The sequence below is a fragment of the Roseivivax marinus genome, from assembly GCF_900109705.1.
In the GTDB taxonomy this organism is placed as follows: domain Bacteria; phylum Pseudomonadota; class Alphaproteobacteria; order Rhodobacterales; family Rhodobacteraceae; genus Roseivivax; species Roseivivax marinus.
Genome location: NZ_FOAI01000007.1, coordinates 1 through 24,670, shown reverse-complemented (window position 1 = coordinate 24,670; position 24,670 = coordinate 1). Strand labels below are relative to the sequence as shown.

The following is a 24,670-nucleotide window of genomic DNA, read 5'->3' as shown; positions in this document are numbered from 1 at the left end:
CGGAGACAAACCATCCTCAGATCATCTCCTGCGCCTTGCGGGCCTTCTCGGCCTTGTCCAGCTTCTTCTGCTGCTGGCGGCGGAAGTCCTCGCGCACGTTCGGATCGCCCTCCCAGACGCCCGCGGTATCGCCCGCGCCGACGCCCTCGAAGAACTCGGTCATCCGGTCCATGCGGTCCTTGCCGGCGATGGCCGCGTTCACCACCTCGGCCAGCGACCCGGCCCCGGCCGCCCCCATCAGCGGCCGCGCCGAGATGAGGTTCGTGAAGTAGAGCGCAGGGGTGCCGCGTTCCTTCGCCGCCTGCACCACCGGCGTCGTGCCTATGGCGAGGTCGGGCGCGTGCCGCTCCATCGCGGCTAGGTCGTCCTCCAGCGAGGCGCGGAACCGCACCTCGACGCCGCGCGCCTCCAGCCAGGCGGCGTCCTCCTCGGACCACCGCGACCTGGCACAGGCCGTGCCGACATAGGGAATTTCCGCGCCGCTCTCGATCAGCAGGCGCGCGACCAGCAGTTCCGATCCCTCGTAGCCCGACAGCGTGATCCGCCCCTCGACCGGGGCCGCTTCCAGCGCCGCCCGGATTCCGGGGAGAACCGCATCCTGGGCCGCCGCGATCCGCTCTTCCGGCAGGCCGTAGGCCGCACCCAGCGCCGCGAGCCAGGCCCGCGTGCCTTCGACCCCCACCGGGGCCGAGCCGATCACAGGGCGTCCGGCCTTCTCCATCGCCCGCACGGCGGCGGTGTAGAACGGGTGGATCGCCGCGCAGACCCCGCAATCGAGCGCGGCATAGAGCTCGCGCCACTCGCGGCAGGGCACCACAGGGCCGGTCGCAAGTCCGAGCGGCTCGATCATCGCGCCGATGGTCATCGGGTCGGCCGGGAACATCTCGCCCAGAAGCGTGACCGTGGGCCGGTCGCTGACACGGTGCTCCGGCGCGGGCACCGGACCTGCCGCCGCCTCCTCGCGGGCATAGTCGAGCATGGCGCCCGCCAGCACGTCCTTGGCCTCGGCATGGGTCGGAATGCCGAAGCCAGGCACGTCGATGCCCACCACGCGCACGCCGTCGATCTCCTTCGGCAGCAGTCGCAGCGGCACACCGGACGCGGTCGGAACGCAGAGGTTCGTCACGACGATGGCATCGTACTTCGCCGGATCGGCCAACTGGTGCACGCTCTCGCGGATGTCCTCGAACAGCTTGCCCGTCACCAGCGTCTCGGAAGAGAACGGCACATAGCCGACCGAGCGCCGCGCGCCGTAGAAGTGAGACACGAAGGTAAGGCCATAGACGCAGCAGGCCGAGCCCGACAGGACCGTCGCCACCCGCTTCATCCGGAGGCCCACGCGCAGGGACCCGAAGGCCGGGCACATGCTCTGCGGCTTGTCGTGGGGGCCCTGCGGATAGTCCTCGGCATAGCGGTCCAGCAGCTCGGACTGGCCGGCGGCCCGCGCCGCGCGCTCGAACTCGTCGCCGGAATGGCAGCCCAGACCGTCGGTTCCGGTGGCAGCCTCGGGCGCAGTCCCCGCAGGTGCGTCCTGCGCCTCCGCCCGGATCACCTCGGCGTCGCCGGCGTCGTCGTATGTGGCTTCCCTGGTCAAAGCGACTCCTCGCTTCTTCTTGGTCAAAATGTCCCCGGCGGTCCGGGGGCGGCGCCCCCGGCCTCTCCGTCAGGCCTCGTCGTAGATCACCTCGAGCGACTCTTTCGGGGTCGCGTTCTTGCCGCGCATGTCCGCGTCGGTCGCGGGCTCCAGCACCACGCCGGCGCCGGTGTCCGAGCCGTCGAACAGGTTCAGCAGCCCGTCCTGGTCGAGCGGTGCCGGGCGGACCGGCGGCGCAAGCGACACCGCCTCCGCGAGGCCCGCGAACAGGGATCCCCAGCGCGACTCCGCCGTGCCGACGATCTGGTAATTGGCCGACTTCTTGCGCAGGTCGTCGTCCTGCGGGATCGCGGCGAGGACGGGGATGTCCACCGCCTCGGCAAAGGCCTGCGCCTCGCCCGAGCCGTCGTCCTTGTTGATGACCAGTCCCGCGACGCCGACATTGCCACCGAGGCGCCGGAAATACTCGACCGCCGAGCAGACGTTGTTGGCGACATACAGCGACTGGAGGTCGTTCGATCCGACCAGGATCACCTTCTGCGCCATGTCCCGCGCGATCGGCAGGCCGAAGCCACCGCAGACCACGTCACCCAGGAAGTCGAGCAGCACGTAGTCGAAGTCCCAGTCGTGGAAGCCCAGCTTCTCGAGCAGCTCGAAGCCGTGAATGATACCGCGCCCGCCGCAGCCGCGGCCCACTTCGGGCCCGCCCAGTTCCATCGCGAACACGCCGCCGCGCTTGAAGCAGACGTCGCCGATCTGCACTTCCTCGCCGGCGAGCTTCTTCTTGGTCGAGGTCTCGATGATCGTGGGGCAGGCCTTGCCCCCGAACAGCAGCGAGGTCGTGTCGGATTTCGGATCGCAGCCGATCAGCAGCACGCGCTTGCCCTGTTCGGCCATCATGTGGCTGAGGTTGGCGAGCGTGAACGACTTTCCGATGCCGCCCTTGCCGTAGATCGCGATGATCTGCGTGTCCTTCGTGGCCTCCTGCGGGATCACGTCGGCGAGGTCCTCGTTGGCCTCGTCGCGCAGCCGCTGGTCGAAGTCCTTCAGGTTGGGAACTTCGTCCTTCATGCCATGTCCTTCCAGTCGAGCATCATCTTCAGACAGGCCGGGTCGCCGAAGGCAGTGGCGTAGGCCGCCGCCGCATCCGCCGCCGTGGCGCTGTGGGTGACGAGACCGCCGAGCGACAGCGCGCCGGTCTCCACGAGGGCTCGTGTCGCCTCGAGGTCGTCTCGGGTCCATTCCGCCGCGACGCGCAGCCGCGCTTCCTTCATGAAGGCGGTCGGGAAGGCGAAACGGATATCGGTGCTGTAGAACCCCGCCAGCGTCAGGACGCCGCCGCGGGCCAGCCGACCGATCAGGGTGTCGATCAGGGACGCGTCGCCGGACGCGTCGTAGATCGCGGCGTAGTCTCGTCGCGTGTCGGTCTCGGGGTCGATGACCTCGTAGCCCGCGGCGCCGGAGCGACGGTCGGGATCGACCTCCCACACCGTCGGCGCGGGGCCGCCATCGGCCACGCAGAGCCGGGCCATCAGGCGTCCGAGAACCCCGTGCCCCACGATCAGGTCGGGCCGTTCGGCGTGGGGGCCGGCAACGGCGTGACGGGCCGTCGCGGCGAGCGCCATCAGCGCCCCCTCACGGCCGAGGGCGGCGTCTATCCGGATCGCCCGGCGTCCATCGGTGACGAGACGGCGTGCCGCCCCACCAAAGAGTCCGTAGGCATCATTGTAGCAATTCGCGCCGGGCACGAAGACGTGGTCGCCCACGTCGAGGCCGCTCTCGGGCCCGGCGGCCACGACTTCGCCCGCGGCCTCGTAGCCGGGGACAAGCGGGTAGCCCATACCGGGAAAGGGGGGCATTTCCCCGGTATAGAACAGCCGCTCGGTGCCGGTTGAGATCCCGGACCAGGCGATGTCGACGACGATATCGGTGTCGGACGGGGTCGCGAGCGTCAGCTCCGCGAGGGCAAGGTCGCGAGGGCGCGTCAGGACCACGGCGTGCGTGCGCATGAGCTGTCTCCCTCCTGTCCCTCCGTCTTCGGCAATCGATCGCCCTTCCGGGGCATTCGATGTCTAGTCCGGTTTACAATCTAATGTCAGATTACTCGGACAGTCTCATCTGTCAACGATTCCTGACGCCGGGTCGCCTGATCGCCGCCGCGCCTCGACCACGGAGGTGACGTAGGGGCGCCCAGAGCGGTGCCGGCGGACCTTTTCGAAGCCCGCGGCACGCAACATCGCGGCGATCCTGGCCTGCGACCGGACCGTGCCGGTGCCCATGGCCATGGTGTAGAAGGCGAAGTAGACGTCCGTGGCACGATCCGGCACTGCGCCGCCGGACATCGGTTCGGACACGATCACGCGGCCTCCGGGCGGCAGCGCGTCGCGCACCCGGGCCAGAAGCTCGGCAACCGTGTCGTCCCGGTGATCGTAAAGCACCCGGACCAGCGACACCGCATCGTGTCCGTCGGGCAACGCATCGCTGCGAAACGAGCCCGCAACCGTCTCGATCTGCCCGGCATGGGCGCCCGCGTCGAGCCGTTCGCGGGCCGCGTCGACCACCGGGGCGAGATCGAACACCGTGGCGCGCAGGCCGGGTGTGACGGTCGCCGCCGCCTCGGCAAAGACGCCCGTGCCCCCGCCCACGTCGAGAAGCCGCCGCACTCCGGACAGGGATACGGCCGACAACGTGTCTTGGGCCACGAGCGCCTGGCTGTCCTCCATCAGGCGGGAATAGCGCCGGGCGCGGGCCGGATCCTCGTCCCGCCCGTGGCCGAACACGTAGGGCCAGAGTTCGGCCAGTTCCGTCGGACCGTCGCCGCGCAGAAGCGCCAGCGGATCCCCCATGTCGCGGTAAAAGGCCCCGTGGTGCGAGATCATCGCCTCAAGCCCCGGCACCCCGGTCAGGGCTGCGCCGCGCGGTGTCACGTCGAACAGGCCGTCGCGCCGCCGGCGAAGAAGCCCCACGGCCGCCGCCGCCTGGAACAGTTGCGTCAGCCGATCGCAGGGGATGCCGGTGGTGGCCACGAGATCGGCGGGGTGGGCTGGGGCCTCCATCAGCCTGTGACAGAGACGCAATTCCACCACGGCCAGCAGGACCTGGCTGCTCACGAACCCCTGCACGAGATCGAAAAGCGCCTCTCCCTCGCGGCGGACCTTGCGGCGCAGAAAGGGAAGACGCGCCGCTCGCGCCTGCATCGAAGGATGGGACAAGGCGCGCAACAGGCGCGCCCGGAGGCCCGCACCGGTCCCCGCCGGGGGGACGGTGTCGGCCGGCGCCGTCACTTCACACCCGCGCCCGCGTTCGGGCAAAGGCTGGTGTCAGGCGTTCGGCCTGCATCCGCACCATCTGGGCCAGCGCGGCCTCGCCCGGGCATGACGGGATCGAGGCGATGGCCCCCGAGAGGATATCCTTGAGCCGCGTCACGGCACCGTCGACGCCCAGTTCGGCCACCGCGTTCGGACGGCAGTGAAGCGCGTCCTGTCCGGCGGGCTTGCCGGTCTCGGTCTCGTCCGACAGCGCGTCGCGCAGATCGTCGGCGACCTGGAACGCCTCGCCGATGCGGGCGCCGAGTTCCGTCCAGGGCTCGGGGTCCTGCCCCGCCGACAGCGCACCCATCTGCGTGGCCGCAATGAACAAGGCACCGGTCTTCGAGCGGTGATAGGCCGACAGGTCGATCTGCGTCTCGCTTTCCCAGCCCTGCCCGGCACAGATCCCGTGCGGCATGCCCGACTGTCGGGCCAGCAGCGCCACCAGCGCGGCGGCCCGCGCCGGGTGCGACGCCGCCGACAGCGCCAGCGTCTCGAAGGCGAGGATGATGAGCGCGTCGCCGGTCAGGACCGCCAGCGGCTCGGAGTAGGCGCGATGCACGGAGGGCTTTCCGCGCCGGGTGTCGGCGTCGTCGAAGCACGGCAGGTCGTCGTGCACGAGGCTCGCGCAGTGCATGAGCTCCAGCGCGGCGGCCGCGGCATCGGTGATCGCGGGGGTCTCGTCGCCGCAGGCCAGCGCGACCGAGACGAGGATCGTCGGGCGGATGCGCGCGCCGCCCGGTGTGCAGGCGTAAGGCAGCGCGTCGGAAAGCTTCGCTGGGGCGCTTCCCCCGGTCCGCGTTCGGGCCAGCGCCGCATGAATGGCGCTGTCTATTCGCGTGGACATGGGCATGGCCGTTCCCCTTCGCGATGTGCAAGCCCGGGAATGTCGTCCGCGACTTACAGCGTGTGTAAAGAATACTGGACACCACGTCAGGCCGAGTCAACACTGACCTCATGCCCCTGGGAACAGCCCTTCGCGTCGCGCCGGGAGCCGGGCCGGTGATCGTCGCCGGCGCCGGGATCGGTGGACTGGCGGCCGGGCTGAGCCTTGCCGCGAGCGGGCGCGAGGTGATCGTGACCGACCGCGCGACGCATCCCGGCGGCAAGATCCGGCGGGTCAACGGCGCGGCGGCCGGACCCACGGTCCTCACCCTGCGCTGGGTCTTCGAGGCGCTGTTCGAGACCGCCGGCGCGCGGCTCTCCGACCGGGTGCGCCTGACTCCGCTCGACATCCTCGCGCGGCACTTCTGGAGCGACGGCACCACGCTCGACCTCCACGCCGACCCCGAGGCCAGCGCCGCCGCGATCCGCGACATGGCCGGCGCGCGCGGAGAGGCGCAGTTCCGCGCCTTTTCGGACCGGGCGCGGCGGCTGTTCGACGGCTTTCTCGACCCGGTGATGCGCGCGCCTCGCCCCGATCCCGCGGGGATCACCCGCGCCCTGATCCGCGATCCGGGGCTGATGCGCGCCATGGCGCCGGGAACGTCGCTCGATGGCCTCCTGCAGCGCAGCTTCGACGATCCGCGCCTCGCGCAGCTCTTCGGGCGGTATGCGACCTACGTGGGCGGACTGCCACACCGGACGCCGGCCCTGCTGTCCCTGATCTGGGAGGCGGAGGCGGCGGGCGTCTGGGCGGTCGAGGGCGGGCTGACCGCGCTCGCGCAGGCCGTCGGGGACCGTTTCTCCGAGCTTGGCGGCACTCTGCGCCTCGGCACCGGCGTACGCGAGATCCGGACCGACGGCGCCGGGGTCATCGGAGTCGCTCTCGACGACGGGACCGAGATCGCGACCGGGACGGTGATCTTCAACGGCGACCCGCGCGCGCTCGGGCTTGGTCTCCTCGGCCCCGCTGTCGAAGCCGCCGCGCCGCAGGCGCTGCGCCGGGCGCGGTCGCTTTCGGCCGAGGTCTGGAGCGTCCGGGGCCGTTGGCATGGCCCCAATCTCGCCCACCACAACGTCTTCTTCCGCGACGATCCCAGGCCGGAATTCCGCGCGCTGGACGGGGGTGCCACGGCACCCGACCCGACCTTGTATCTCTGCGCCGAGGATCGTGGCCTCGGACAGCCCCCGTGCGAGTTGGACAGGTTCGAGATCATCGTGAATGCGTCGCCCCTCACGCAGACACCGTCGGAGCGAAAGGAGTTCCGGGAATGTCGAATGCGGACGTTTGGACATCTGGAGAGGTTCGGGGCGACGATTTCGCCGACACCGGGACCCGACGCACTGACAAAGCCAAAGGACTTCGAGGCCCTGTCTCCGGGGAGCGCCGGTTCCCTCTACGGGCAGAGCCCGCACGGTCCGATGGCGGCATTCTCGCGCCCGACGGCACGCAGCGCGGTGCCGGGGCTCTACCTGGCCGGGGGCGGGGTGCATCCGGGACCGGGAGTGCCGATGGCAGCGCTTTCCGGGATGCGCGCGGCCGAGGCGATCACGACGGACCGTGCTTCGCTCTCGCGGTCCCGCCGGGCGGGTATGCCTGGTGGTATGTCGACGGGATCAGCGACGACGGCACCCGCGCGATCTCGATCATAGCGTTCATCGGCTCGGTCTTCTCGCCGTGGTACGCGTGGTCCGGCCGGGGCGATCCGGAGAACCACGTCTGCCTCAACGTCGCGACCTATGGCCGAGGCGGGCGTTTCGCCATGACGGACCGTGGCCGCGCGGCCCTGCGCCAGAGCGCGCAGCGGATGCGGATCGGCCCATCCTCGATAGGCTGGAACGGCACCCAGCTGGTGACCGAGATCGACGAGATCTCCGCCCTGCCCCGGCCCACGCGCGTGCGCGGCTACGTCCGGCTCACGCCGTCCTTCGTGACCGGGGTGGAGCTGCCGCTTACCAAAGACGGCGCGCATGTCTGGCGCCCCTTCGCCCCCGCGGCCCGCATCGAGGTCGACCTGGAGGCAACCGGCTGGCAGTGGAACGGGCACGGCTACCTTGATGCCAATTTCGGGACCCGACCGCTCGAGGCGGATTTCTCGCACTGGACATGGGCGCGCTTTCCGGACGGTGACGGCGCGCGCTGCTTCTACTCGGCCCAGCGCCGCGCCGAGGGACCGCTGAACGTCGCCGCGCGGTTCGACGCCGATGGCCATGCCACCCTAGAGACGCCTCCGCCGGAACGCCCCATGCGGCGGACCCTCTGGGGTGTCCGGCGCACCGCGCATGGCGATACCGACAGCCGGCCCCGGCAGGTGAAGCCCATGCTCGACGCGCCCTTCTACAGCCGCTCGGTGGTCGAGACGGCGCTCGACGGCGTGACCCGGACGGGCGTGCACGAGGCGCTCGACCTCGACCGCTACGGCAGCCGATGGCTCAAGCCGATGATCGCGCTGCGCGTCCCGCGCCGGCGGGGCTGGACCTTCCCCGACTAGGTGCGGCCAGCGCCGCTTGCGCCCCGCGTCCGGGCCGCTAGCGTGGCCGGGCACCGCACCGGGGAGGCTCCATGATCCGCAACATCGCCGTTCTGCTCGTCTTTCAGCTTGCGGGAGAGACCCTTGCGCGCGGGCTCGGCCTCACGGTGCCGGGGCCTGTTCTCGGGCTTGCCGGGCTGTTCGCGCTCTTCGCGCTGCGTCCCGCGGTGGCCGACCGGATGCGCGAGACCTGCCGCGGGCTTCTGGGGCACCTGTCGCTTCTCTTCGTGCCGGCGGGCGTGGGCGTGACCGCGCACCTGACGACGTTCGGCGCGGACGGGCCGGCGCTTCTGGCCGCGCTGGTGGGCAGCACGGTGCTGGCGATCCTTGCGGGGGTCTTCGCCTTTCTCGCGGTCGCGCAGCTGACCGGTTCCGAGGCCGCGGAGGAGCCCTCCGATGGATGAAGCCGTCGACCTGTGGTCCTACCTCGCACGCGATCCCATGCTTTGGCTCACCGCCACTCTGCTAGCTTACATCGCGGCCGAACGCCTGTCCGAGATGGCCGGACGGCATCCCCTCGCCAACCCGGTGCTGATCGCGGTGATCCTGCTGGCGGCCCTTCTGACCGCCACCGGAACGCCCTATGCCACCTATTTCGAGGGCGCGCAGTTCGTGCACTTCATGCTCGGCCCGGCAACGGTGGCGCTGGCGCTGCCGCTCTACGACAACCTCGCGCGGGTGCGGGCCTCGCTGCTGCCCATGGCGGCGGCTCTGGTGGCCGGGTCGCTGACCGCGATCTTCTCGGCGCTGGGGATCGCCTGGGCGCTCGGCGTGCGGGGAGAGGTATTGGTGTCCCTTGCGCCGAAGTCGGCCACCGCCCCCGTCGCCCTCGGCGTCAGCGAGGCGGTGGGCGGCCAACCGTCACTGACGGCGGTTCTGGTCATCCTCACGGGGATCACGGGCGCGGTCGTTGCCACGCCGATGCTGAACGCGCTCGGCATCCGGGACTGGCGCGCGCGCGGCTTTGCGGTGGGCGTGGCCGCGCACGGGATCGGGACCGCGCAGGCGTTCCGCGTGCACTCGACCGCCGGGGCATTCTCGGGGATCGGGATGGGGCTGAACGCGGTGCTGACCGCGATCCTCGCCCCTCTCGTGGTGGGCCTGCTTCTCTAGTCGCGTGTCACTCGGCAGGGACGGCCAGGCCGCCCTGCCGCTTGCCGTCGGTCCAGGCGATTGCCAGCACGACGATGCCCAGCGCCGACAGCGTAGCCCCGACGAGGCCCGTGGCGCTCCAGCCCATGCCGGCCGACAGGGCGAGCCCCGCCGCGAACGGTCCGAGCGCGTTGGCGAAGTTGAATGCCGCGTGATTGAGGGCGGCGGCGAGGGTCTGCGCCTCGCCTGCCACGTCCATCAGCCGCATTTGCAGCGGCACCACCAGACCCGCGGTCGAGCCCAGCAGCAGGATCGACAGGACCATGAGCGGCCAGTTCCCCATCACGGCGGCATAAAGCAGCGTCGTCGCGACCATGCCGGACAGCAGAACCAGCGTGCCGCCCATGCGCGACCACGAGGCCAGCCGGCCTGCGATTTCGTTGCCGAAGGTGGCCCCGACCCCGAAGGCGGACAGGCCCAGCGGGATCGCCCAGGCGGGGGCGCTGGCGGATTCGATCATCGCGGCCGAGAAGTAGGAATAGGCTGCGAACACGCCGCCAAAGCCCACGGCCCCCACGGCCAGCGTGAGCCAGACCGCACGGTTTTTCAGCGCGGCCAGTTCGCGCATGGGGCTCGCGCCCTCCGCCGGGGCCGGGTCTGGTGCCACGCGCAGGATCATCGTGGCCGACGCCGCCGCAAGCACCGCGACGATGACGAAGAGCGAACGCCAGCCTATGCTCTGCCCGATGGCCGAGGCGAGCGGCACGCCGATCACGTTCGCGAGCGTCAGGCCGAGAAGCACGCGGGCCACCCCCTTGGCGCGCTGCCCCTTGGGCAGAAGGTCCGCGGCGAACAGCATGGCGATGCCGAGATAAGCGCCGTGGGGCAAGCCCGACAGAACGCGGGTGGTGGTCAGGAGGTTCATCGACGGGGCAATCGCGCCCAGCAGGTTCGCAATGCCGAAGACCGCGATCAGGCTCGCCAGAACCGCCTTGCGCGGGAAGCGCGCCAGGAGCACCGCCAGCACCGGCGCGCCGATCACCACGCCCAGAGCATAGCCGCTGATGGCATGGCCGGCGGCGGGCTCGGACACGCCGAAGCCGTCGGCGTAGTAAGGCAGAAGGCCCATCGCCGCGAACTCGGACACGCCGATGGCAAAGGCGCCGAGGCCCAGCGCGATGAGCGTGGGCGCAAGACGGGTCGTCGGTTCGGTGGTCATGGCGGCCTCCGGGGCGGGTGAGTCGTCGGATCTCGGGTGGCGTGCCGCGGCGCGGCGTTAGCGCGAACCTGACCCTTGCCCCGGGGTGCGGCAAGATGCGCGCGCGCAAGCCCGGCCTGTGCGACGCGCAATGCTGATACGGGCGAACGGTTGCCCGCAGGCGTTACTGGATGGTGATCTGCACCCGCTGACTGTCACCGGTGGAGCCGGGGATCTTCAGCTCATACTGGCCCGGACGGATCGCGATGAACTCGATCTCCATCGTGCCGGCCTGGTCGAACTCCACGCTTTCAAGGCCGAAGGGACGCACCTCGAGCCCGTTGATCACGACTTCGTTCACCCAGACGTTCCGGAAGAAGGCCGGCCCGGTAAGCGCAAGCTCGGCGGAGCCGTCGGCCTCGATCTCGAGCTCGTAGACCTTGCCCGATTCCAGCGTGATCGGCCCCTCCGCGACCGGCTGCCCCGTAGCCAGGATCAGGGTCGGGAGTTCCTCGCCCTGGTTGGTGTTGGACAGGATGCCGGCAAAACCGAAATCGTGTGCCGAGGCGGCGGTGCCGATCAGCGCGGCGGCGGCGGTCAGTGCAAATCGTTTCAAGATGATCCTCCCTTTGGGTCGCTTGGTGCCGGGAGCAGCCGCGCGGGCCGTCCCCCGAGTTCCAGCACGCGGGTCGCCAGCCGTTCGGCCTCGCTGCGCGCATGGGTGACGAAGAGCGTCGCGGGACGCGCCTCGGCAATCAGGTCCTCGGTCAGGCCGAGCATGGTGTCCGCCGTCGCCGGATCGAGCGACACGAACGGCTCGTCCATGATCAGAAGCTCGGGCTGCCCGGCGAAGGCCCGGGCCAGCGCCAGCCGTCGCTGCTGGCCCAGCGACATCTGCGTCGGGAAGGCGTCCGCGCGCTCGGCGATCCCCACGCGATCGAGCATCCGGCGGGCGTCGGCCTCGGGCAATTCCGGGTGGATCAGCGTCAGGTTGGCCAGCGCCGTGCGCCACGGCAACAGCGTCGGCTCCTGGAACACGATGGCCATGCGCTCGGGGCGCTCGACGCGGCCCTCGAAATCGGTGTCGATCCCGGCGACGATGCGCAGCAGGGTGGACTTGCCGATGCCCGAAGGACCAAGGATGGCTACCGTCTCGCCGTCGGCGATCTCGAAGGCGACGGGGCCGAGGACCTCGGTGCCGCCGAACCGCTTGGAACGCACGTTGACCCGGATCATGCCGTCCGCCAGCGCCGCACGCGCCGCTCCCACGGTTGCAGGATCGCCCATTCGACCACCAGCATCACGGCAATGAACGACAGCGCGTAGACCAGCACCATCGCCACGTCGAAGAGCTGAAAAAACATGTGGATCTTGAAGCCGATGCCGGACGAGCGGCCGAGGAACTCGACCACCAGCACGATCTTCCAGATCACCGCCACGCCCGAGCGCGCCGCGCCCGCGATGAAGGGCGCGAGTTGCGGCAGCGTGACGTGGCGAAGCCGGGCAAGCAACGACATCCGATAGACCTGCGCCATCGCGTCGAGATCCGGGTCCGTGGCCCGCGCACCCTCGCGGATCACGGTCGTGACGTTCGGCACCTTGTTGAGCGTGACCGCGACGATCGCCGCCGTCTCGTTCAGGCCGATCCACAGATAGCACAGCACGATCAGAACCAGCGCGGGCAGGTTCAGGAACACCACCAGCCACGGATCGAGCCAGCGGTTCAGCCGCTCCGACCGGCCCATGGCAAGGCCCAGCGCCAGCCCGAGGATCATCGCCAGTGCGAAGGCCCAGATCACGCGGATCAGGGTCTGCGACAGGTGATAGAGCAACTGCCCCGACCGCAGCTCCTGCCAGAACGGCCCGATCAGAGAGACCGGCGAGGGCAGGATCTGCGGATCGGCGGTCAGCGCCGCCGCGACGACCCAGAGGACCAGCAGACCGAGCAGCGAGAGTGTCGTGACAACGCGCGTATCGGTCATGCGCCACCGATCACTCCACGTCCGCGAAGAGGCCGTCAGGCAACTCCGTCGCTTCGCCGACCAGCTCGGACCCGCCGAGATCGTGCATCAGCGCGAGGAAGGCGCTCGCCCCCTCCACGTCGATCGGGCCGCGCTCGGGCGCACCGGCCAGCCAGTCGGCCTTGAGTTGCTCGAACTGGGCATCGTCGGCGGCGTTCATCCGGGGGCGCAGCTTTTCCCATTCCTCCGGGCTTTCGGCGAGAAGCGCCTTGGCCTCCTGGCTCGCGTCGTAGAACTTCTGCGCGATGTCCGGGTTCTCGGCGATGAACTCCTCCTTCATGAAGTAGCCGAGCAGAGGCGTTTCGGGATTCAGGCCCAGAGCCACGGCCGCATCCTCGACATTCACCAGTTCGCGCATGCCGCCAGCCTTCATCTTGGCGAGGAAATGCCAGTAGTTGATTGCGCCGTCGACGTCGCCCGAGAGCCCGTTCTTGAAGATCAGAGGCGGCGCGCCGTAGACCTGTTCGGTCTCGGCGGCGAGGTCGAAGTCCTCTTCCTGTTGGGCATAGGCGCGCAGGATCAGCCACGACTTGTCGAGCGGGCCTCCGGCGATGCCGACCTGGCCGCCGGAAAGGTCCGCAAGCGACTGCGCCTCGCTGCCTTCGGGCACCAGCAGCGCGCCCACGGCCTTGGAATACGGAATGTAGACGTAATCCTTGCCGGCCGCGCGCTGGCGCGCGACCCAGATCCAGTCGGCCACGGCCATGTCGGCCTCGCCCCCCTCGACCGCGACGCGGGTCGCGCCGTTGTCGGCGAAGGGCTGCACCTCGAGTTCGAAGCCGTGCTTCTCGTCCAGGTTATTCTCGGTGATCGTCGCAAGTTCCCAGTTCACCGTGCCTATCTCGAGGACGGCGGCGCGGATCGTGGGCATGTCGTCCTGCGCGAACGCGGGCAGCGCGAAAGCGAGTGCAGCGGCCAGCGGGGCCGCGAAACGTGTCTGTCTCATGGTCTCTCCTCCCTTCGCCGCGGGGCCGATCGCCCGCGGCGTCTCCTGTCCGAAACCTGAGGCCGCCTCCGACTTTCGTCGAGTAGACGATGGTCGGGGCGCAGCGGGCCGGGATCACTCCATCCGGCGTTCGACGATGTTCAGATCGTCGTCGAGCTCGATGTCCATCTGCCCCTCACCCTGGCAGATCACGTCATCGAGGTCGTAGCCGCCCTCGTCTTCCACCTCGATATCGTCAGGGTCCATCTCGCAGCTCATGTCGGTGAGCATCGTCATGATCGCATCGACGGTGTCCTGCGACGGAGCGTCGTCCTCCTGCGCTAACGCGATCGGCGCGGAAAGCACGAGAGCCGCGAGGCTGGTCATCAGTATCTTCATGGTCGGGTCTCCTCCTCATGCACGCATCGAAGTCTCGGGTCAGTCCGGCGCCACCACGACGCCCCAGGGCTGCTGGCCCACCTGAACGGTCTGGATCGCCTCCTCGGCCTCTACATCGATCACGGTGATGTCGTTGGAGTTGCCGTTGGTGGTGATGAGGTACCGCTCGTCCGGGGTGAAGGCGAGCTGCCAGACCCTCTGGCCGACGATGATGTAGTCGAGCACTTCGAGGCTCTCGCCGTCGATTACCGCCACCCGGTTTGCGGGCCCGAGGGCCACGAAGATGCGGCTGCCGTCCTCGGTCACCTTCACGCCGACGGGCTGAAGCCATTCGGGCAGCACCCCCGGCACCTCGAACTCGATCTTCTCGACCAGCGTAGGCGTGCCGTCCTCGGCGATATCCATCACGCTGACCGTGCCCCCGATCTCGGACGAGACGAACAGGCGGGTGCCGTCGGCGGTGTACTGCGCGTAACGCGGGCGCTGGTCCACCAGCAGGTTGTGCTCGATCTCGTAGGTTTCCGTGTTGATGAAGTGCGCCATGTTCGTCGTCTCGGACGTGTTCACGACATACTGGGTGTTGGGGCTGATCCCCATGCCCTCGGGCTCCACGCCCACGGGCACCTCGGCCAGAACCTCGTGCGTCTCGGTGTCCACGACGGTCACGAGGTTGTCGTCCTCGTTCGCGATGTAAAGCGGGTTGCCCGATGGATGGATCACGAACAGCTCGGGATCCGGTCCGGAGGGCAGCGTGTGAAGTTCCTCGTAGGTCTCCGGATCGAAGACACGCACGAGATCATCGTCGGACGCACAGACATAAAGCTCGGAGCCATCCGGCGCGATTGTGATGCCGCGTGGACGGTTTCCGGCGTCGAACTCCTCGAGCACCTCCCACGTCTCGCTGTCGATCACCGTGACGGTGTTGCCCCGCTCGTTCGAGACGAAGACCTTGTTGGCAAGCGCCGGCGACGCGGCGAGGGCGGTCAGGGCGGCGGAAAGCAGAAGCTGTTTCATGTCGTCCTCAGTTGAAGGCGGTGCAGGCGGATTCGGGCTGGTCGAGTCCCATCGAGTCGAGCGGCGAGCGTTGGTGCAGGAAGCCCTCCTGCGGGCTCACGCTGACGGTGATCGCCCCGTCATAGAGCAGGATCGGCTGGCGCATCTGGCCGTTCCAGGTGCGGAACGTGAGCGGCTGACCCTTGAAGGCGCCAAGTTCGAACGCGTCGGACAAGGCGTAATCGCGGATCTGCTGGGGGTCGGCGCTTCCGGTGCGGCTCACGGCCTCGCCCACAACCCGCAGCGCGAGCCAGACATCATAGTCGGCATCGCGGGGGTAGCGGTTGGCCAGTTCCTCGAACCGATTCTGGAACTGCGTCGCGCCCCAGGCCTCATGCGCGCCGTGAATGGTGCGCGGGACCAGACCGCCCGAGCCCATGACCGGGCGCGGCGTCCACAGGTGATAGGGCAGGTATTCCGCGAACACGTCCGACGCATCGGCCGCGATGACCACGTCATGATCTTCGGCATCCTGCATGAAGACCGGCAATTGCCGCTGCACGAGGACATGGCCCGAGTCGGTCCGCCGCGCGCCGCCGGTGTCCTCGAAGGTGCGCTCCTCGACGATCTCGGCGCCGAACTTGGTCGCGGCCCGGCGGTATTCCTCGGCGAGCGCCTCGTCCTCCGGGTTGGAGCCGGCGACGAGGAAAAGGTCCGTCCACTTCTTCCAGACCGCGAACTGCATGACTGCGTCGGCCATCATCGCGTTCGACGGCGCGGTGTGCAGCAGGTTGCCCCGGCACTGGTCGCCCCGCAGCGCCGTGTCCTGCGCGAGCGCGTTGAACACGAGCGCGCCCTCGGCCTCGGCGGCGTCGGTCAGGCGCAACAGGTCCTCGGCCTCGGCCATCACGACGATCAGCCGCGTGCCGCCCTCCAGCAGGTCGGCAAGAGCGCTGTCGGCCCCGTCCGGTGCGACCGCCACCGTCTCGGTCTCGAAGGTGTGGCCCATGAACTGGCCGGTGGTCCCGTTGTCCTGATCGGCAAGCGCGGCACCGGCGAACCCGAGGTCCTCGGCCGGGTACTCGTAGCGCGAGATGGGCAGCAGCGTGTCGTAGTCGATCCGCAGCACGGCCGCCTTCACGTCGACCGCGGCGGCCGGGCCGGCACAGACGACCATGCCGGTCACCGCAGCAAGCAGCGCATTGAATTTCAGCACATTTTCCTCCCGTTCCCCGGTTCGTCCGGGCCCTTTTCCGGACCTTGGCAGCGCACCCCGCGGAGGGAATGCCGACCTTTGGATCAGTTGCCGCCGAAAGCCTCGAACTCGCACCATTCGGGCCATGTCAAAGCTGTTCGCTCCACTCTTAATTTCTGTGATCGCCACCACGGCGGCCGCCCAGCCGGCCCGCGAACCAGTGCCCGAGGGGTCCGTCGCGTTCTGGGGAATCACCTACCTGGACGAGTCGCTGCAGACCGAAATGCTCGGCGAAGACCCTGCCGAACTCGACCGGATCGAGATGCTGGAGACCATGGTGACCGACCGTTTCTCCGCGAGCGGAATGGAGATGCTCGACACGTCGGAGGTCGAGGGGCAGGTGAAAAACGTGGTGAACCCGGCCAAGTGCTATGGCTGCGACACCCGCGCCGCTGCCGAGCTTGGCGCCGATTACAGCCTCGTCGGCGAGGTGCAGAAGGTCTCGAACCTGATCCTGTCCATGAACCTGCAGCTGCGCGACGCCGAGACCGGCGAGATGGTGCGCGGCCGGGTCGTGGACATTCGCGACAACTCGGACGCCGCGTGGCGGCGGGGGATGGACTACATCCTCAGAAACACGTTCTTCATGGAGGAGGAAGAATGAAACGACGTACATTCGGCGCCGCATTGGCGGTGTCGGCTCTCGTGCCCGCGATGGCCCTGGCCCACGGACCCACGCGCCAGAAGGTCACCGTGACCACCGAAGTCGCGGCCGAGCCCGCCGAGGTCTGGGACTACATCGGGGACTTCCAGGACCTGACGTGGCATCCCGCCGTCGTCTCCCAGTCCGGCGAGGGCGGTAACGAGATCGACGCCACCCGCGTGCTGCACCTGAGCGATCAGGGTGCCGACGGGCCGATCATCTCGGAAGTGCTTTACAAGTATGACGACGAGAAGATGACCTACTCCTACCGCATCACCGACGTGGACGTGGAGGTGCTGCCGGTCACCAACTACTCGTCCCACCTGACGGTGAAGCCGCTCGACGGCGGCGGGTCGCTGGTCGAATGGCGCGGCGCATTCTACCGCGGCTACCCGAACAACGATCCCCCGGAAGAGCTGAACGACGAGGCGGCGGTCGCCGCGGTCACCGGCATCTACGAGGCCGGGATGGAGGCTCTGGTCGAGGAATTCGGTGCGCCGGGCTCGTGATCTCGCGCTGATCCTGTCGCTCGCGGTTCCGGCCGGGACCGCGGCCGACATGGCCTACATCACCAACCAGAACGGCGACTCGCTCTCCGTTCTGGACCTCACCACGCGCACCGAAGTGTTGCGCTTTGACCTGCCGGGCCAGCCCGCAGGCATCGCTGCCGGCCCGGACGGCAGGCTCTACACCGTGTCCCCCGACAGCAAGACCGTGCGCCGCCTCGATCCGGAGACAGGCGATGCGCTGGCCGAGGTACGGCTGGACGGGGGCCCCACGGGTATCGCCTACGACGCATCCCGCGGCCGGGTCTTCGTGTCGGACTGGTACAATGCCCGGCTCTGGGCGCTCGATGCCGAGACGCTGGAGGTCGAAGCCGAACTCGAAACCGCCGCGGCCCCTGCCGGGCTCGCCCTGTCGCCAGACGGCCGCTGGCTCGCCGCGGCCGAGCGCGACGCCGATCGCGTCACTCTCTGGGACGCCGGCACGCTGGAGCCGCACGCCCGCATCTCCGTCGGCACCCGGCCCTACGGCCTGCGGTTCGCGCCGGACGGGCGGCTCTTCGTCGGCAATGTCGGAACTAACGACCTCAGCGTGATCGAACCGGAGGCAGGCACCGTCACCGCCACCGTCCCCGTCGGCGAACGCCCTTACGGCGTCGCCTTCGCGCAGGGACGCGCCTTCGTGACCAACCAGTATGCCGGCACGATCAGCGTTATCGCGCTCGACACGCTGGACACCGTCGCCACCCTGAACGCGGGCGAATATCCCGAAGGCGTGGACGACGCGGAAAACGGTGCCATAATCGTGGTGGCGAACTGGTTCGACAACAGCGTCAGCCTGATCGACGCGGCCACGCTGGAGGTGATGGAGGAGATCGCCACCGGGGACGGGCCGCGCGCCTTCGGCGAGTTCATCCTGGGAGGAGAGACGCCATGATCCTGAGATCCGCAGCCCTGTGCCTGGTGCTGGGCGCCGGCCCCGCGCTGGCCGAAAGCACCTGGGACGGACTCGCGTCGTCCATCTGGCCCGATCGTGCGCTCGGCGACGGGTCGGACGTGGTGGCGATCGACGCACCCTACCGCACCGAGGACGACGCCCGCACGCAGGTGGCAGCGCAGGTCGCCGCGCCGCCGGGACTGCGTATTGGCGAGGTCACCGTGGTCCTGGACGAGAACCCGATGCCCGTGTCGGCGGTGTTCACCCTGGCCGAACCGCAGGAGCGGTTCTTCTTCGACGTGACCATGCGGGTGAACGGCCCGACGCCGCTGCACGTGGTCGCCGAGACCACCGACGGTCGGCTCTGGGCCGCCGAGAGCTTCGTGAAGACCTCCGGACAAGGGGCCTGCGCGGCCCCCCCCGGCACCGACCCGGACCTGGCGCTTGCGACGCTGGGCGACATGGTGCTGCGGGTCGAGGATGGGGTGCCCGGCGCGGGCGCGCTCGACCGCCTGTCGCGGATGCAGCGCCGGCTCGATGTGGAGCTGTCTCACCCGTCGCATTCCGGAATGCAGCGCGACCAGATCTCGCTTCTCTATATCCCCATGCGCTACGTCGCCGACCTGGCCATCGACCTCGACGGCGGCAACTACGTGGACGTCACCGGATCGATCTCGCTGTCGGAAAACCCCGACCTGGCGCTGTCGATCCCGGGAAACACCCAGCACGTCGGCGTGACGATGACCGACACCGACGGCACCACGACCCACGCCGAAACCCGCCTGCCGGGCTACTGACACGGCCCGCGCCTCGGAAAATTAACTAATTTTCCGAGGCCGTCGCCCCCGCCGCGCAGGAATTTAGTTAAATTCCTGCGGCACCACCGGCTCGAGCGGATAATCCCAGAGCGCCCATCCGTCGGTGCCTTCCGGAAGCCAGTAGACCTCCGAGTAGCCCCATTCCAAGGCGCGCTTCGCGGCGTTCCAGGACATCCAGCAATTCTCGAGACAGAAGAACAGGACGGCGTGGTCCGGATCGCCTTCGGTCACCACGTCCAGCCCGGCGCGGAAATAGTCCGCCGTTTCCTCGGCAATCGCACCGTAGCCCACGTTCGGCAGCCACATCGCACCGGGAATCGAGTTGCGGGGCTTCTCGCGCCAGATCGTGCCCTCCGGCAGTCCCTCGGGCTTGGGGGCGCGGGGCAGGACATCGACGAAAGCGACGTCGCCGCGCTCCCACAGCGCGTGCGCGTCTTCGGGCCCGACCACGGTCGCACCCTCAAGCGTCGCCGGCACCGGCGCGCGGTACTCGTCCATGCGGTAATCGGATGGTTCGTCGGGCGCAGCCCAGGCAGCGCCCGACATGCAAAGGACGAGCGCCGCGAGCGCCCCCGCCCTCATTGTCCGGTCTCGGCGGCGAGCATCTCCGTGCCCATGTCGTTGACCAGCGGCACGCCGGCCTCCTCGAGGATCTCGTTGATCCGGTCCTGGTTGCGCCGGATCTGCGAGTTCAGCTCGCGCTTCCAGACATCCTCGCCGCGCCGCACGCCCATGGTGATGCGGAAGAACAGCCTCGGGGACGCCGCCTCGTTCAGAAGCGGGATCACCGTCAGGTCGGGATAATCCGCCTTCACCAGCGGACCCGCGATCGGACCCCACATCACCGCGGCGTCGATTTCGCCGGACTCGAGGTCGTCGAGGATGTCGACCACTGGGCTCTCGTAGCGGCGGTCGACCATGAGGCTGTAGGACTTCGCGTCGCCAATCAGCCCGTTGCGCGCCATGTGCGTGGCCGGCGGACTGCCCGCAACCACCCCGATCCGCGCGCCCTTCAGCGCCTCGTCGGTCAGCGCCTCCACGTCCGAAAGCTCCGACTCCTGCGGCACCACGAGGGTGTAGACCGAGGTGAAGTAGTGGTTGGTGTTCTGCACCATCTCGTGGCCCTGGGCGTATCCGATCACCACGTCGCAGCGGTTCGCGGCGAGCGTGTTGCGGATGAAGCCGGTGGCCATGGGATACCACTCGTATTGCAGCTCGCGGTCCAGCGCCTCGGCGAACAGCTCGGCGATGCGGTTCTCGTAGCCGCGTTCCTGGTCGTCCGAAACCGGGTAGTTCGCTGGGTCGGCGCAGACCCGGAAGGCGTTCTGAGACACCAGGTCCGAGGTCTGCGCCGACCCCGGCCCCGCCTGGGAGAGAAGCAGGGCCAGCCCGACGCCCAGGGCTTTATCCCATGCAGGCATTTTCCATCTCGGAGATTGCATCGGATTTCGGGTCCTTCTTGGACGGACGGCCCCGTGCCACCGCATCCATGCCGCGGGCCTTGAGGTAGACGTAGATGTCGTCGAGGTAGCACATCACGTTCGGGTTCTCGCCGAAGGAGGGCATCACGGAGTTGCCGTTGTGCCGGCCGTTCACGACGGTCGCGTAGAAATCGTAGTAATCCATGTTCACGGCCGAGTTCTTGATCTTCGGCGCGTAGGTCGAGCCTTCGCCGTCCGGTCCGTGGCAGGTGTGGCACTCGGCGTGGTAGCGCCGGAAGCCCGAGAACGTCAGCCAGTCTACGGTGCCGTCCTCGTCGATCTCGTAGGTCGGGATGCCCTCTTCGGTATAGTAACGGCCGTTTTCCTCGTAATCGACGGGCACCTGCGGATGCTCGGCCGAGGGATCGACGGGCTGGTCGCTCCAGGCCAGGGCGGCGCCCGGAACGGCGAGCGCAAGCGCCGCGGCAGCGAGGAACGGAGTGGCGGAACGCGTCATGTGGGGACGTGCCTTTCGAGTTCGAATTGTTCTGAAGATCTGATCCGGGGACCGGGACAGCGGGGGCCGGCACGGCAAGGCGTGCCGGCCCCCCTGGATCACGTGTCTCAGTTCTCCGACGAGGAGGACGAGCTTGCCGAGTCGGGCAGCGAGAACACGGTCAGCTGACCGCCGAGCGCGGTGTAGTCGCTGAGCGCGGCATAGCCGCCCACGGCGCCGAGACCGTCGTTCGGGTTGGTCAGACCGGCCGCGAGACCGATACCGGCCCAGCCGCCGATGCCCGACAGGATGCCGACATACTGCTTGTCGTCATGCATGTAGGTCATCACGTTGCCGATGATCCCCGACGGGGTCTTGAAGCGGTAGAGCTCGTCGCCCGATTCCGCGTCGACCGCCTTCAGGTAGCCCTCGAGCGTGCCGTAGAAGACCACGTCACCCGCGGTGGCCAGAGCGCCCGACCACACCGAGAACTGCTCGGGGATCGACCACTTGATCTCGCCGTTGATGTTGTCCCAGGCGATGAAGTTGCCCATGCCGCCATGGCTGTCCGGCGCGGGGTACATCGACAGGGTCGCACCGACATAGGGCTGGCCCGCGGTGTAGGCGACGCGGAACGGCTCGTAGTCCATGCAGACGTGGTTGGTCGGGACGTAGAACGTCTCGGTCTTGGGCGAGTAGGCCGCCGGCTGCTGGTCCTTGGTACCAAGAGCCGCCGGGCAGACGCCGGTGGTGTTGACGTCCTCGCCGTTCTGCTCGGTCGAGTACTGCGCCACCACTTCCGGACGACCGTAGGTGTCCGACTCGGGGTCCATGTCGACGCCGGTGGTCCAGTTCACGACCGGGTCGTACTTCTCGGCCACGAGCAGTTCGCCCGAGACGCGGTCCATGGTGTAGGCCAGGCCGTTCCGGTCGAAGTGGGTGAGCAGCTTGCGCTCCTCGCCGTCGATTTCCTGCTCGGTGAGGATCATCTCGTTGACGCCGTCGTAGTCCCACTCGTCGTGGGGCGTCATCTGGTAGACCCACTTGGCCTCGCCGGTGTCGATGTCACGGGCGAAGATGGTCATGGACCAGCGGTTGTCGCCGGGGCGCTGCGCCGGGTTCCATGTCGAGGGGTTGCCCGAACCGTAATAGAACAGGTTCTCGTCCATGTCGGCCGCGTACCAGCCCCAGGTCGTGCCGCCACCGATCATCCACTGATCACCTTCCCAGGTGTTCAGCGAGCTGTCGGCACCGACCGGCTCGCCGAGCGAGGTGGTCTCTTCGGGGTTGAACAGGATCTGGTCGTCCGGACCCACGGAGTAGGCGCGCCATTCCTGCTCGCCGGTTTCCATGTTGTAGGCGGTCACGTGACCCTGGACGCCGAACTCGCCGCCCGAGATGCCGACGATGACCTTGTCCTTGACCGGAAGCACGGTCGCGGTGTTGGTCTCGCCCTTCGAGGGATCGCCGTTGGTGGCTTCCCATGCGACCGAGCCGTCCTCGGCGTTCAGCGCGACGACCTTGGTGTCGGCCTGGTGCAGGAAGATCTTGCCGTCGGCATAGGCCACACCGCGGTTCACGGTGTCACAGCACATCACCGGGATGACGTCCGGGTCCTGCTGCGGCTCGTACTTCCACTTGATCCGGCCCTCGTTCGCGAGGTCCAGCGCGTACACGATGTTCGGGAACGGCGTGTGCAGGTACATCGTGTCGCCCACCACGAGGGGCGAACCCTCGTGACCACGCAGAACGCCGGTCGAGAACGTCCATGCGACCTGCATGTCGCCCACGTTTTCGGCGTTGATCTGGTCCAGCTCGGAATAGCGCTGGTTCTTGTAGTCGCCGGTCTGGATCGCCCACTGGTTCGGGTCGTCCATCTGGCTCATGAGGTCCTCGTTCGCGACCGCCATGGAGGCGGTGAGCGCGAGGCCTGACGTCAGAAGCGTCAGCTTTTTCATTGTCCAACTCCCTTGTTGACACGTCGTCTCCCCGTGGGGCGCGCGAGCAACCGGCGCCCCTCGGGTCGTTCGCACCGCATCAGCCGCTATCGGGTCTCTCCTCCCCGGCGGATGCGACGCGGAACTTCGTTCAGGAGCCTTCGCCCATGGTTCCGTCTTCGGAATGCTGGGCGAGGTACGCGATCACGTTCGCGCGCTCCTCTTCCTTGCGGAGACCGGCGAAGGACATCTTGGTGCCCTCGACGTAGCCGCGCGGATTCTCGAGATAGGCCGCCAGCGTCTCGGGGTTCCAGACGAGCCCCTCTTCGCCCTTGGCGACCATCGCGTCGGAATAGTTGAAGCCTTCCAGCGTGCCGGCGGTGCGTCCGACAACGCCGTTCAGCACGGGACCGACGCGGTTCTGTGCGTCCTCGCCGACCATGTGGCAGGCCTGGCACTTGCGGAAGACCTGTTCGCCGGCCTCGGCATCGCCGGTGATCTCCATCTCCATCGAAGCGCCGGACGAGTCGTCGGACTCGTGGCTCGCAGCGAATGCGAAACCGGCTGGCAGTGTCACGATCGCGGTGACGGCGAGCAGTTTCTGAAGCATGTCTTTCCTTCCTTTGAGCATCGTCAATTCAGCCTCTCGGCGTGCCACTGTACGTGGTCACCCGCGAAAGTGTTAACGAAGTAGAATGAATGGTCATAACCCTTCTGGATCCGGACCTGACCAGGTTGACGACGCCGGGCCATCGTGGCGGCAAGCGCCTGCGGACGCAGAAGGTCGAGAAATGCATCGTCGCCTCCCTGATCCACCAGGATGTCTCCCTTCCAGCCCAGCTCGTCGAGAAGTAGCGTCGCATCGTGCACCGACCACGTGGTTTCATCCGACCCCAGCAGGGTGGACAGCTGCCGGCGGCCCCACTCGGACGAGGTCGGGTTGGCCACGGGCGCCAGCGCCGTAACCGACTCGAACATCTCGGAATTCCGGAGCGCCAGCGTCAGCGCGCCGTGGCCCCCGGCGGCGTGGCCGGTGATGCCGTGGCGGTCCTCGAGAGGCAGGTGATCCAGTACCAGCCCGCGCAACTCGTGCAGGATGTAGTCGTACATCCGGTAGTTCGGCCGCCACGGATCGCGGGTGGCGTTGACGTAGAAGCCCGCCCCTGCACCAAGGTCGTCCGCGACCGTGCCGCAGCGGGCGACGCTGTCCCCGCGAGGCGCCACGTCGGGGAAGATCACCGCGAGGCCGCGCCGCGCGGCATGTTCCTGGAAGCCCGCACGCGCCACAGCCGCGTCAAAGCCCTCGGCCCCGCCCGAGAGGTACCACAGCACGGGCACGTCGCGGTCCGCGGCCTGGGGCGGCAGGTAGGCGGCAAAACGCATCTCGCAGCCGCAGGTGTTCGACGGGTGGCTGTAAACGGCCTGCACCCCTCCGAAGCTGCGATGTTGCGAGACGATATCCATGGCGTGCGGGCCTCCTCCTGCCCCGGTGCCGGTGTTGTCGTTCACGTCCGGACCCGCGCCTCCCCGCGCGGCCCCGTGTGCACCGTCAGAAGGTGACGACGGCGCGGATTGACTTGCCCTCGTGCATGAGGTCGAAGCCCTCGTTGATCTTCTCGAGCGGCATGGTGTGGGTGATCATGGGGTCGATCTCGATCTTGCCCTGCATGTACCAGTCGACGATCTTCGGCACGTCGGTGCGGCCCTTGGCGCCGCC

27 protein-coding genes and 1 pseudogene are annotated in these 24,670 nt (G+C 68.4%); 8 read left to right on the top strand and 20 right to left on the bottom strand.

What is annotated here, in order from left to right; genetic code table 11:
* Positions 1-16: 16 nt before the first annotated feature.
* The 5 genes from bchY to BMX29_RS10100 form a co-directional block, all read right to left on the bottom strand.
* Positions 17-1,594, bottom strand: coding sequence for a chlorophyllide a reductase subunit Y (gene bchY, locus BMX29_RS10120; RefSeq protein WP_092812408.1), 1,578 nt, complete (start codon positions 1,592-1,594; stop codon positions 17-19).
* A 69-nt stretch (positions 1,595-1,663) separates the two neighbouring features.
* Complete coding sequence (locus BMX29_RS10115; protein ID WP_092812406.1) at positions 1,664-2,665, bottom strand: chlorophyllide a reductase iron protein subunit X; 1,002 nt, start codon at positions 2,663-2,665, stop codon at positions 1,664-1,666.
* A complete protein-coding gene (gene bchC, locus BMX29_RS10110; protein WP_092812404.1) occupies positions 2,662-3,603 on the bottom strand; it encodes a chlorophyll synthesis pathway protein BchC in 942 nt (313 codons plus the stop codon). The genes BMX29_RS10115 and bchC overlap by 4 nt, the downstream gene beginning before the upstream one ends.
* Positions 3,604-3,708: 105 nt before the next feature.
* Positions 3,709-4,791, bottom strand: coding sequence for a methyltransferase (locus BMX29_RS10105; protein ID WP_092812751.1), 1,083 nt, complete (start codon positions 4,789-4,791; stop codon positions 3,709-3,711).
* Positions 4,792-4,879: 88 nt separating this feature from the next.
* Positions 4,880-5,755 carry a polyprenyl synthetase family protein gene (locus tag BMX29_RS10100; RefSeq protein WP_092812402.1) on the bottom strand — a complete coding sequence of 292 codons (876 nt, stop codon included), beginning with the start codon at positions 5,753-5,755 and terminating at the stop codon, positions 4,880-4,882.
* Positions 5,756-5,904: 149 nt separating this feature from the next.
* Between BMX29_RS10100 and crtD the strand changes: the two genes are divergently transcribed.
* From crtD to BMX29_RS10080, 4 genes are all read left to right on the top strand, one after another.
* Positions 5,905-7,437: a 1-hydroxycarotenoid 3,4-desaturase CrtD gene (gene crtD / locus BMX29_RS10095; RefSeq protein ID WP_342342389.1), complete on the top strand. Its 1,533-nt coding sequence runs from the start codon at positions 5,905-5,907 to the stop codon at positions 7,435-7,437.
* Positions 7,401-8,276: a carotenoid 1,2-hydratase gene (gene crtC / locus BMX29_RS10090; protein ID WP_092812748.1), complete on the top strand. Its 876-nt coding sequence runs from the start codon at positions 7,401-7,403 to the stop codon at positions 8,274-8,276. Before crtD ends, crtC begins: the two co-directional genes overlap by 37 nt.
* Positions 8,277-8,347: 71 nt before the next feature.
* Positions 8,348-8,719, top strand: a complete 372-nt coding sequence (locus BMX29_RS10085; protein WP_092812398.1) for a CidA/LrgA family protein — start codon at positions 8,348-8,350, stop codon at positions 8,717-8,719.
* Positions 8,712-9,428, top strand: a complete 717-nt coding sequence (locus BMX29_RS10080) for an LrgB family protein (RefSeq protein ID WP_092812396.1) — start codon at positions 8,712-8,714, stop codon at positions 9,426-9,428. The genes BMX29_RS10085 and BMX29_RS10080 overlap by 8 nt, the downstream gene beginning before the upstream one ends.
* Before the next feature lie 7 nt (positions 9,429-9,435).
* On the opposite strand, the gene BMX29_RS10075 is transcribed toward BMX29_RS10080, so the two are convergent.
* The 8 genes from BMX29_RS10075 to BMX29_RS10040 form a co-directional block, all read right to left on the bottom strand.
* On the bottom strand, positions 9,436-10,626 hold the full coding sequence (locus BMX29_RS10075) for an MFS transporter (RefSeq protein WP_043845249.1): 1,191 nt from the start codon (positions 10,624-10,626) through the stop codon (positions 9,436-9,438).
* 163 nt (positions 10,627-10,789) lie between these two features.
* The gene (locus BMX29_RS10070; protein ID WP_043845251.1) at positions 10,790-11,221 is read right to left on the bottom strand and encodes a cupredoxin domain-containing protein; all 432 of its coding nucleotides are present in this window, start codon (positions 11,219-11,221) and stop codon (positions 10,790-10,792) included.
* Complete coding sequence (locus BMX29_RS10065) at positions 11,218-11,841, bottom strand: ABC transporter ATP-binding protein (protein ID WP_092812745.1); 624 nt, start codon at positions 11,839-11,841, stop codon at positions 11,218-11,220. Before BMX29_RS10065 ends, BMX29_RS10070 begins: the two co-directional genes overlap by 4 nt.
* Positions 11,838-12,587 (bottom strand): ABC transporter permease, encoded by a 750-nt coding sequence (locus BMX29_RS10060; RefSeq protein ID WP_092812394.1) that lies wholly within the window; start codon positions 12,585-12,587, stop codon positions 11,838-11,840. The genes BMX29_RS10065 and BMX29_RS10060 overlap by 4 nt, the downstream gene beginning before the upstream one ends.
* 10 nt (positions 12,588-12,597) lie before the next feature.
* Entirely contained in the window at positions 12,598-13,572 is a 975-nt protein-coding gene (locus tag BMX29_RS10055; RefSeq protein ID WP_092812392.1) for an ABC transporter substrate-binding protein, read from the bottom strand.
* Between the two features lie 114 nt (positions 13,573-13,686).
* Positions 13,687-13,950: a PepSY domain-containing protein gene (locus BMX29_RS10050; RefSeq protein ID WP_092812390.1), complete on the bottom strand. Its 264-nt coding sequence runs from the start codon at positions 13,948-13,950 to the stop codon at positions 13,687-13,689.
* A 39-nt stretch (positions 13,951-13,989) separates the two neighbouring features.
* The gene (locus tag BMX29_RS10045; protein WP_092812388.1) at positions 13,990-14,964 is read right to left on the bottom strand and encodes a YVTN family beta-propeller repeat protein; all 975 of its coding nucleotides are present in this window, start codon (positions 14,962-14,964) and stop codon (positions 13,990-13,992) included.
* Between the two features lie 7 nt (positions 14,965-14,971).
* Positions 14,972-16,120: an ABC transporter substrate-binding protein gene (locus BMX29_RS10040; RefSeq protein WP_092812742.1), complete on the bottom strand. Its 1,149-nt coding sequence runs from the start codon at positions 16,118-16,120 to the stop codon at positions 14,972-14,974.
* Between the two features lie 163 nt (positions 16,121-16,283).
* Between BMX29_RS10040 and BMX29_RS10035 the strand changes: the two genes are divergently transcribed.
* Genes BMX29_RS10035 through BMX29_RS10020 form a run of 4 tightly spaced genes read left to right on the top strand, consistent with a single transcriptional unit; the run spans position 16,284 to position 19,078 of the window.
* Complete coding sequence (locus BMX29_RS10035) at positions 16,284-16,802, top strand: DUF3280 domain-containing protein (protein ID WP_043845259.1); 519 nt, start codon at positions 16,284-16,286, stop codon at positions 16,800-16,802.
* A complete protein-coding gene (locus BMX29_RS10030) occupies positions 16,799-17,350 on the top strand; it encodes an SRPBCC family protein (RefSeq protein WP_092812386.1) in 552 nt (183 codons plus the stop codon). The genes BMX29_RS10035 and BMX29_RS10030 overlap by 4 nt, the downstream gene beginning before the upstream one ends.
* Positions 17,334-18,281: a YncE family protein gene (locus BMX29_RS10025; protein WP_244889205.1), complete on the top strand. Its 948-nt coding sequence runs from the start codon at positions 17,334-17,336 to the stop codon at positions 18,279-18,281. The genes BMX29_RS10030 and BMX29_RS10025 overlap by 17 nt, the downstream gene beginning before the upstream one ends.
* Entirely contained in the window at positions 18,278-19,078 is an 801-nt protein-coding gene (locus BMX29_RS10020; RefSeq protein WP_092812384.1) for a quinoprotein dehydrogenase-associated SoxYZ-like carrier, read from the top strand. Before BMX29_RS10025 ends, BMX29_RS10020 begins: the two co-directional genes overlap by 4 nt.
* A gap of 63 nt (positions 19,079-19,141) precedes the next feature.
* Here BMX29_RS10020 and BMX29_RS10015 read toward each other — a convergent pair whose 3' ends face one another.
* The 7 genes and pseudogenes from BMX29_RS10015 to BMX29_RS18800 form a co-directional block, all read right to left on the bottom strand.
* Positions 19,142-19,681: a PQQ-dependent catabolism-associated CXXCW motif protein gene (locus tag BMX29_RS10015; RefSeq protein ID WP_092812382.1), complete on the bottom strand. Its 540-nt coding sequence runs from the start codon at positions 19,679-19,681 to the stop codon at positions 19,142-19,144.
* The gene (locus BMX29_RS10010; RefSeq protein ID WP_092812380.1) at positions 19,678-20,520 is read right to left on the bottom strand and encodes a substrate-binding domain-containing protein; all 843 of its coding nucleotides are present in this window, start codon (positions 20,518-20,520) and stop codon (positions 19,678-19,680) included. The genes BMX29_RS10015 and BMX29_RS10010 overlap by 4 nt, the downstream gene beginning before the upstream one ends.
* Positions 20,504-21,037, bottom strand: coding sequence for a c-type cytochrome, methanol metabolism-related (locus tag BMX29_RS10005; protein WP_043845266.1), 534 nt, complete (start codon positions 21,035-21,037; stop codon positions 20,504-20,506). The genes BMX29_RS10010 and BMX29_RS10005 overlap by 17 nt, the downstream gene beginning before the upstream one ends.
* A gap of 107 nt (positions 21,038-21,144) precedes the next feature.
* Positions 21,145-22,974, bottom strand: coding sequence for a methanol/ethanol family PQQ-dependent dehydrogenase (locus BMX29_RS10000; RefSeq protein ID WP_043845268.1), 1,830 nt, complete (start codon positions 22,972-22,974; stop codon positions 21,145-21,147).
* Positions 22,975-23,104: 130 nt separating this feature from the next.
* Positions 23,105-23,563, bottom strand: a complete 459-nt coding sequence (locus tag BMX29_RS09995) for a c-type cytochrome (RefSeq protein ID WP_092812378.1) — start codon at positions 23,561-23,563, stop codon at positions 23,105-23,107.
* Between the two features lie 23 nt (positions 23,564-23,586).
* Complete coding sequence (gene fghA, locus BMX29_RS09990) at positions 23,587-24,417, bottom strand: S-formylglutathione hydrolase (protein WP_092812376.1); 831 nt, start codon at positions 24,415-24,417, stop codon at positions 23,587-23,589.
* A gap of 85 nt (positions 24,418-24,502) precedes the next feature.
* Positions 24,503-24,670, bottom strand: a pseudogene (locus tag BMX29_RS18800) (S-(hydroxymethyl)glutathione dehydrogenase); the annotation flags it as partial.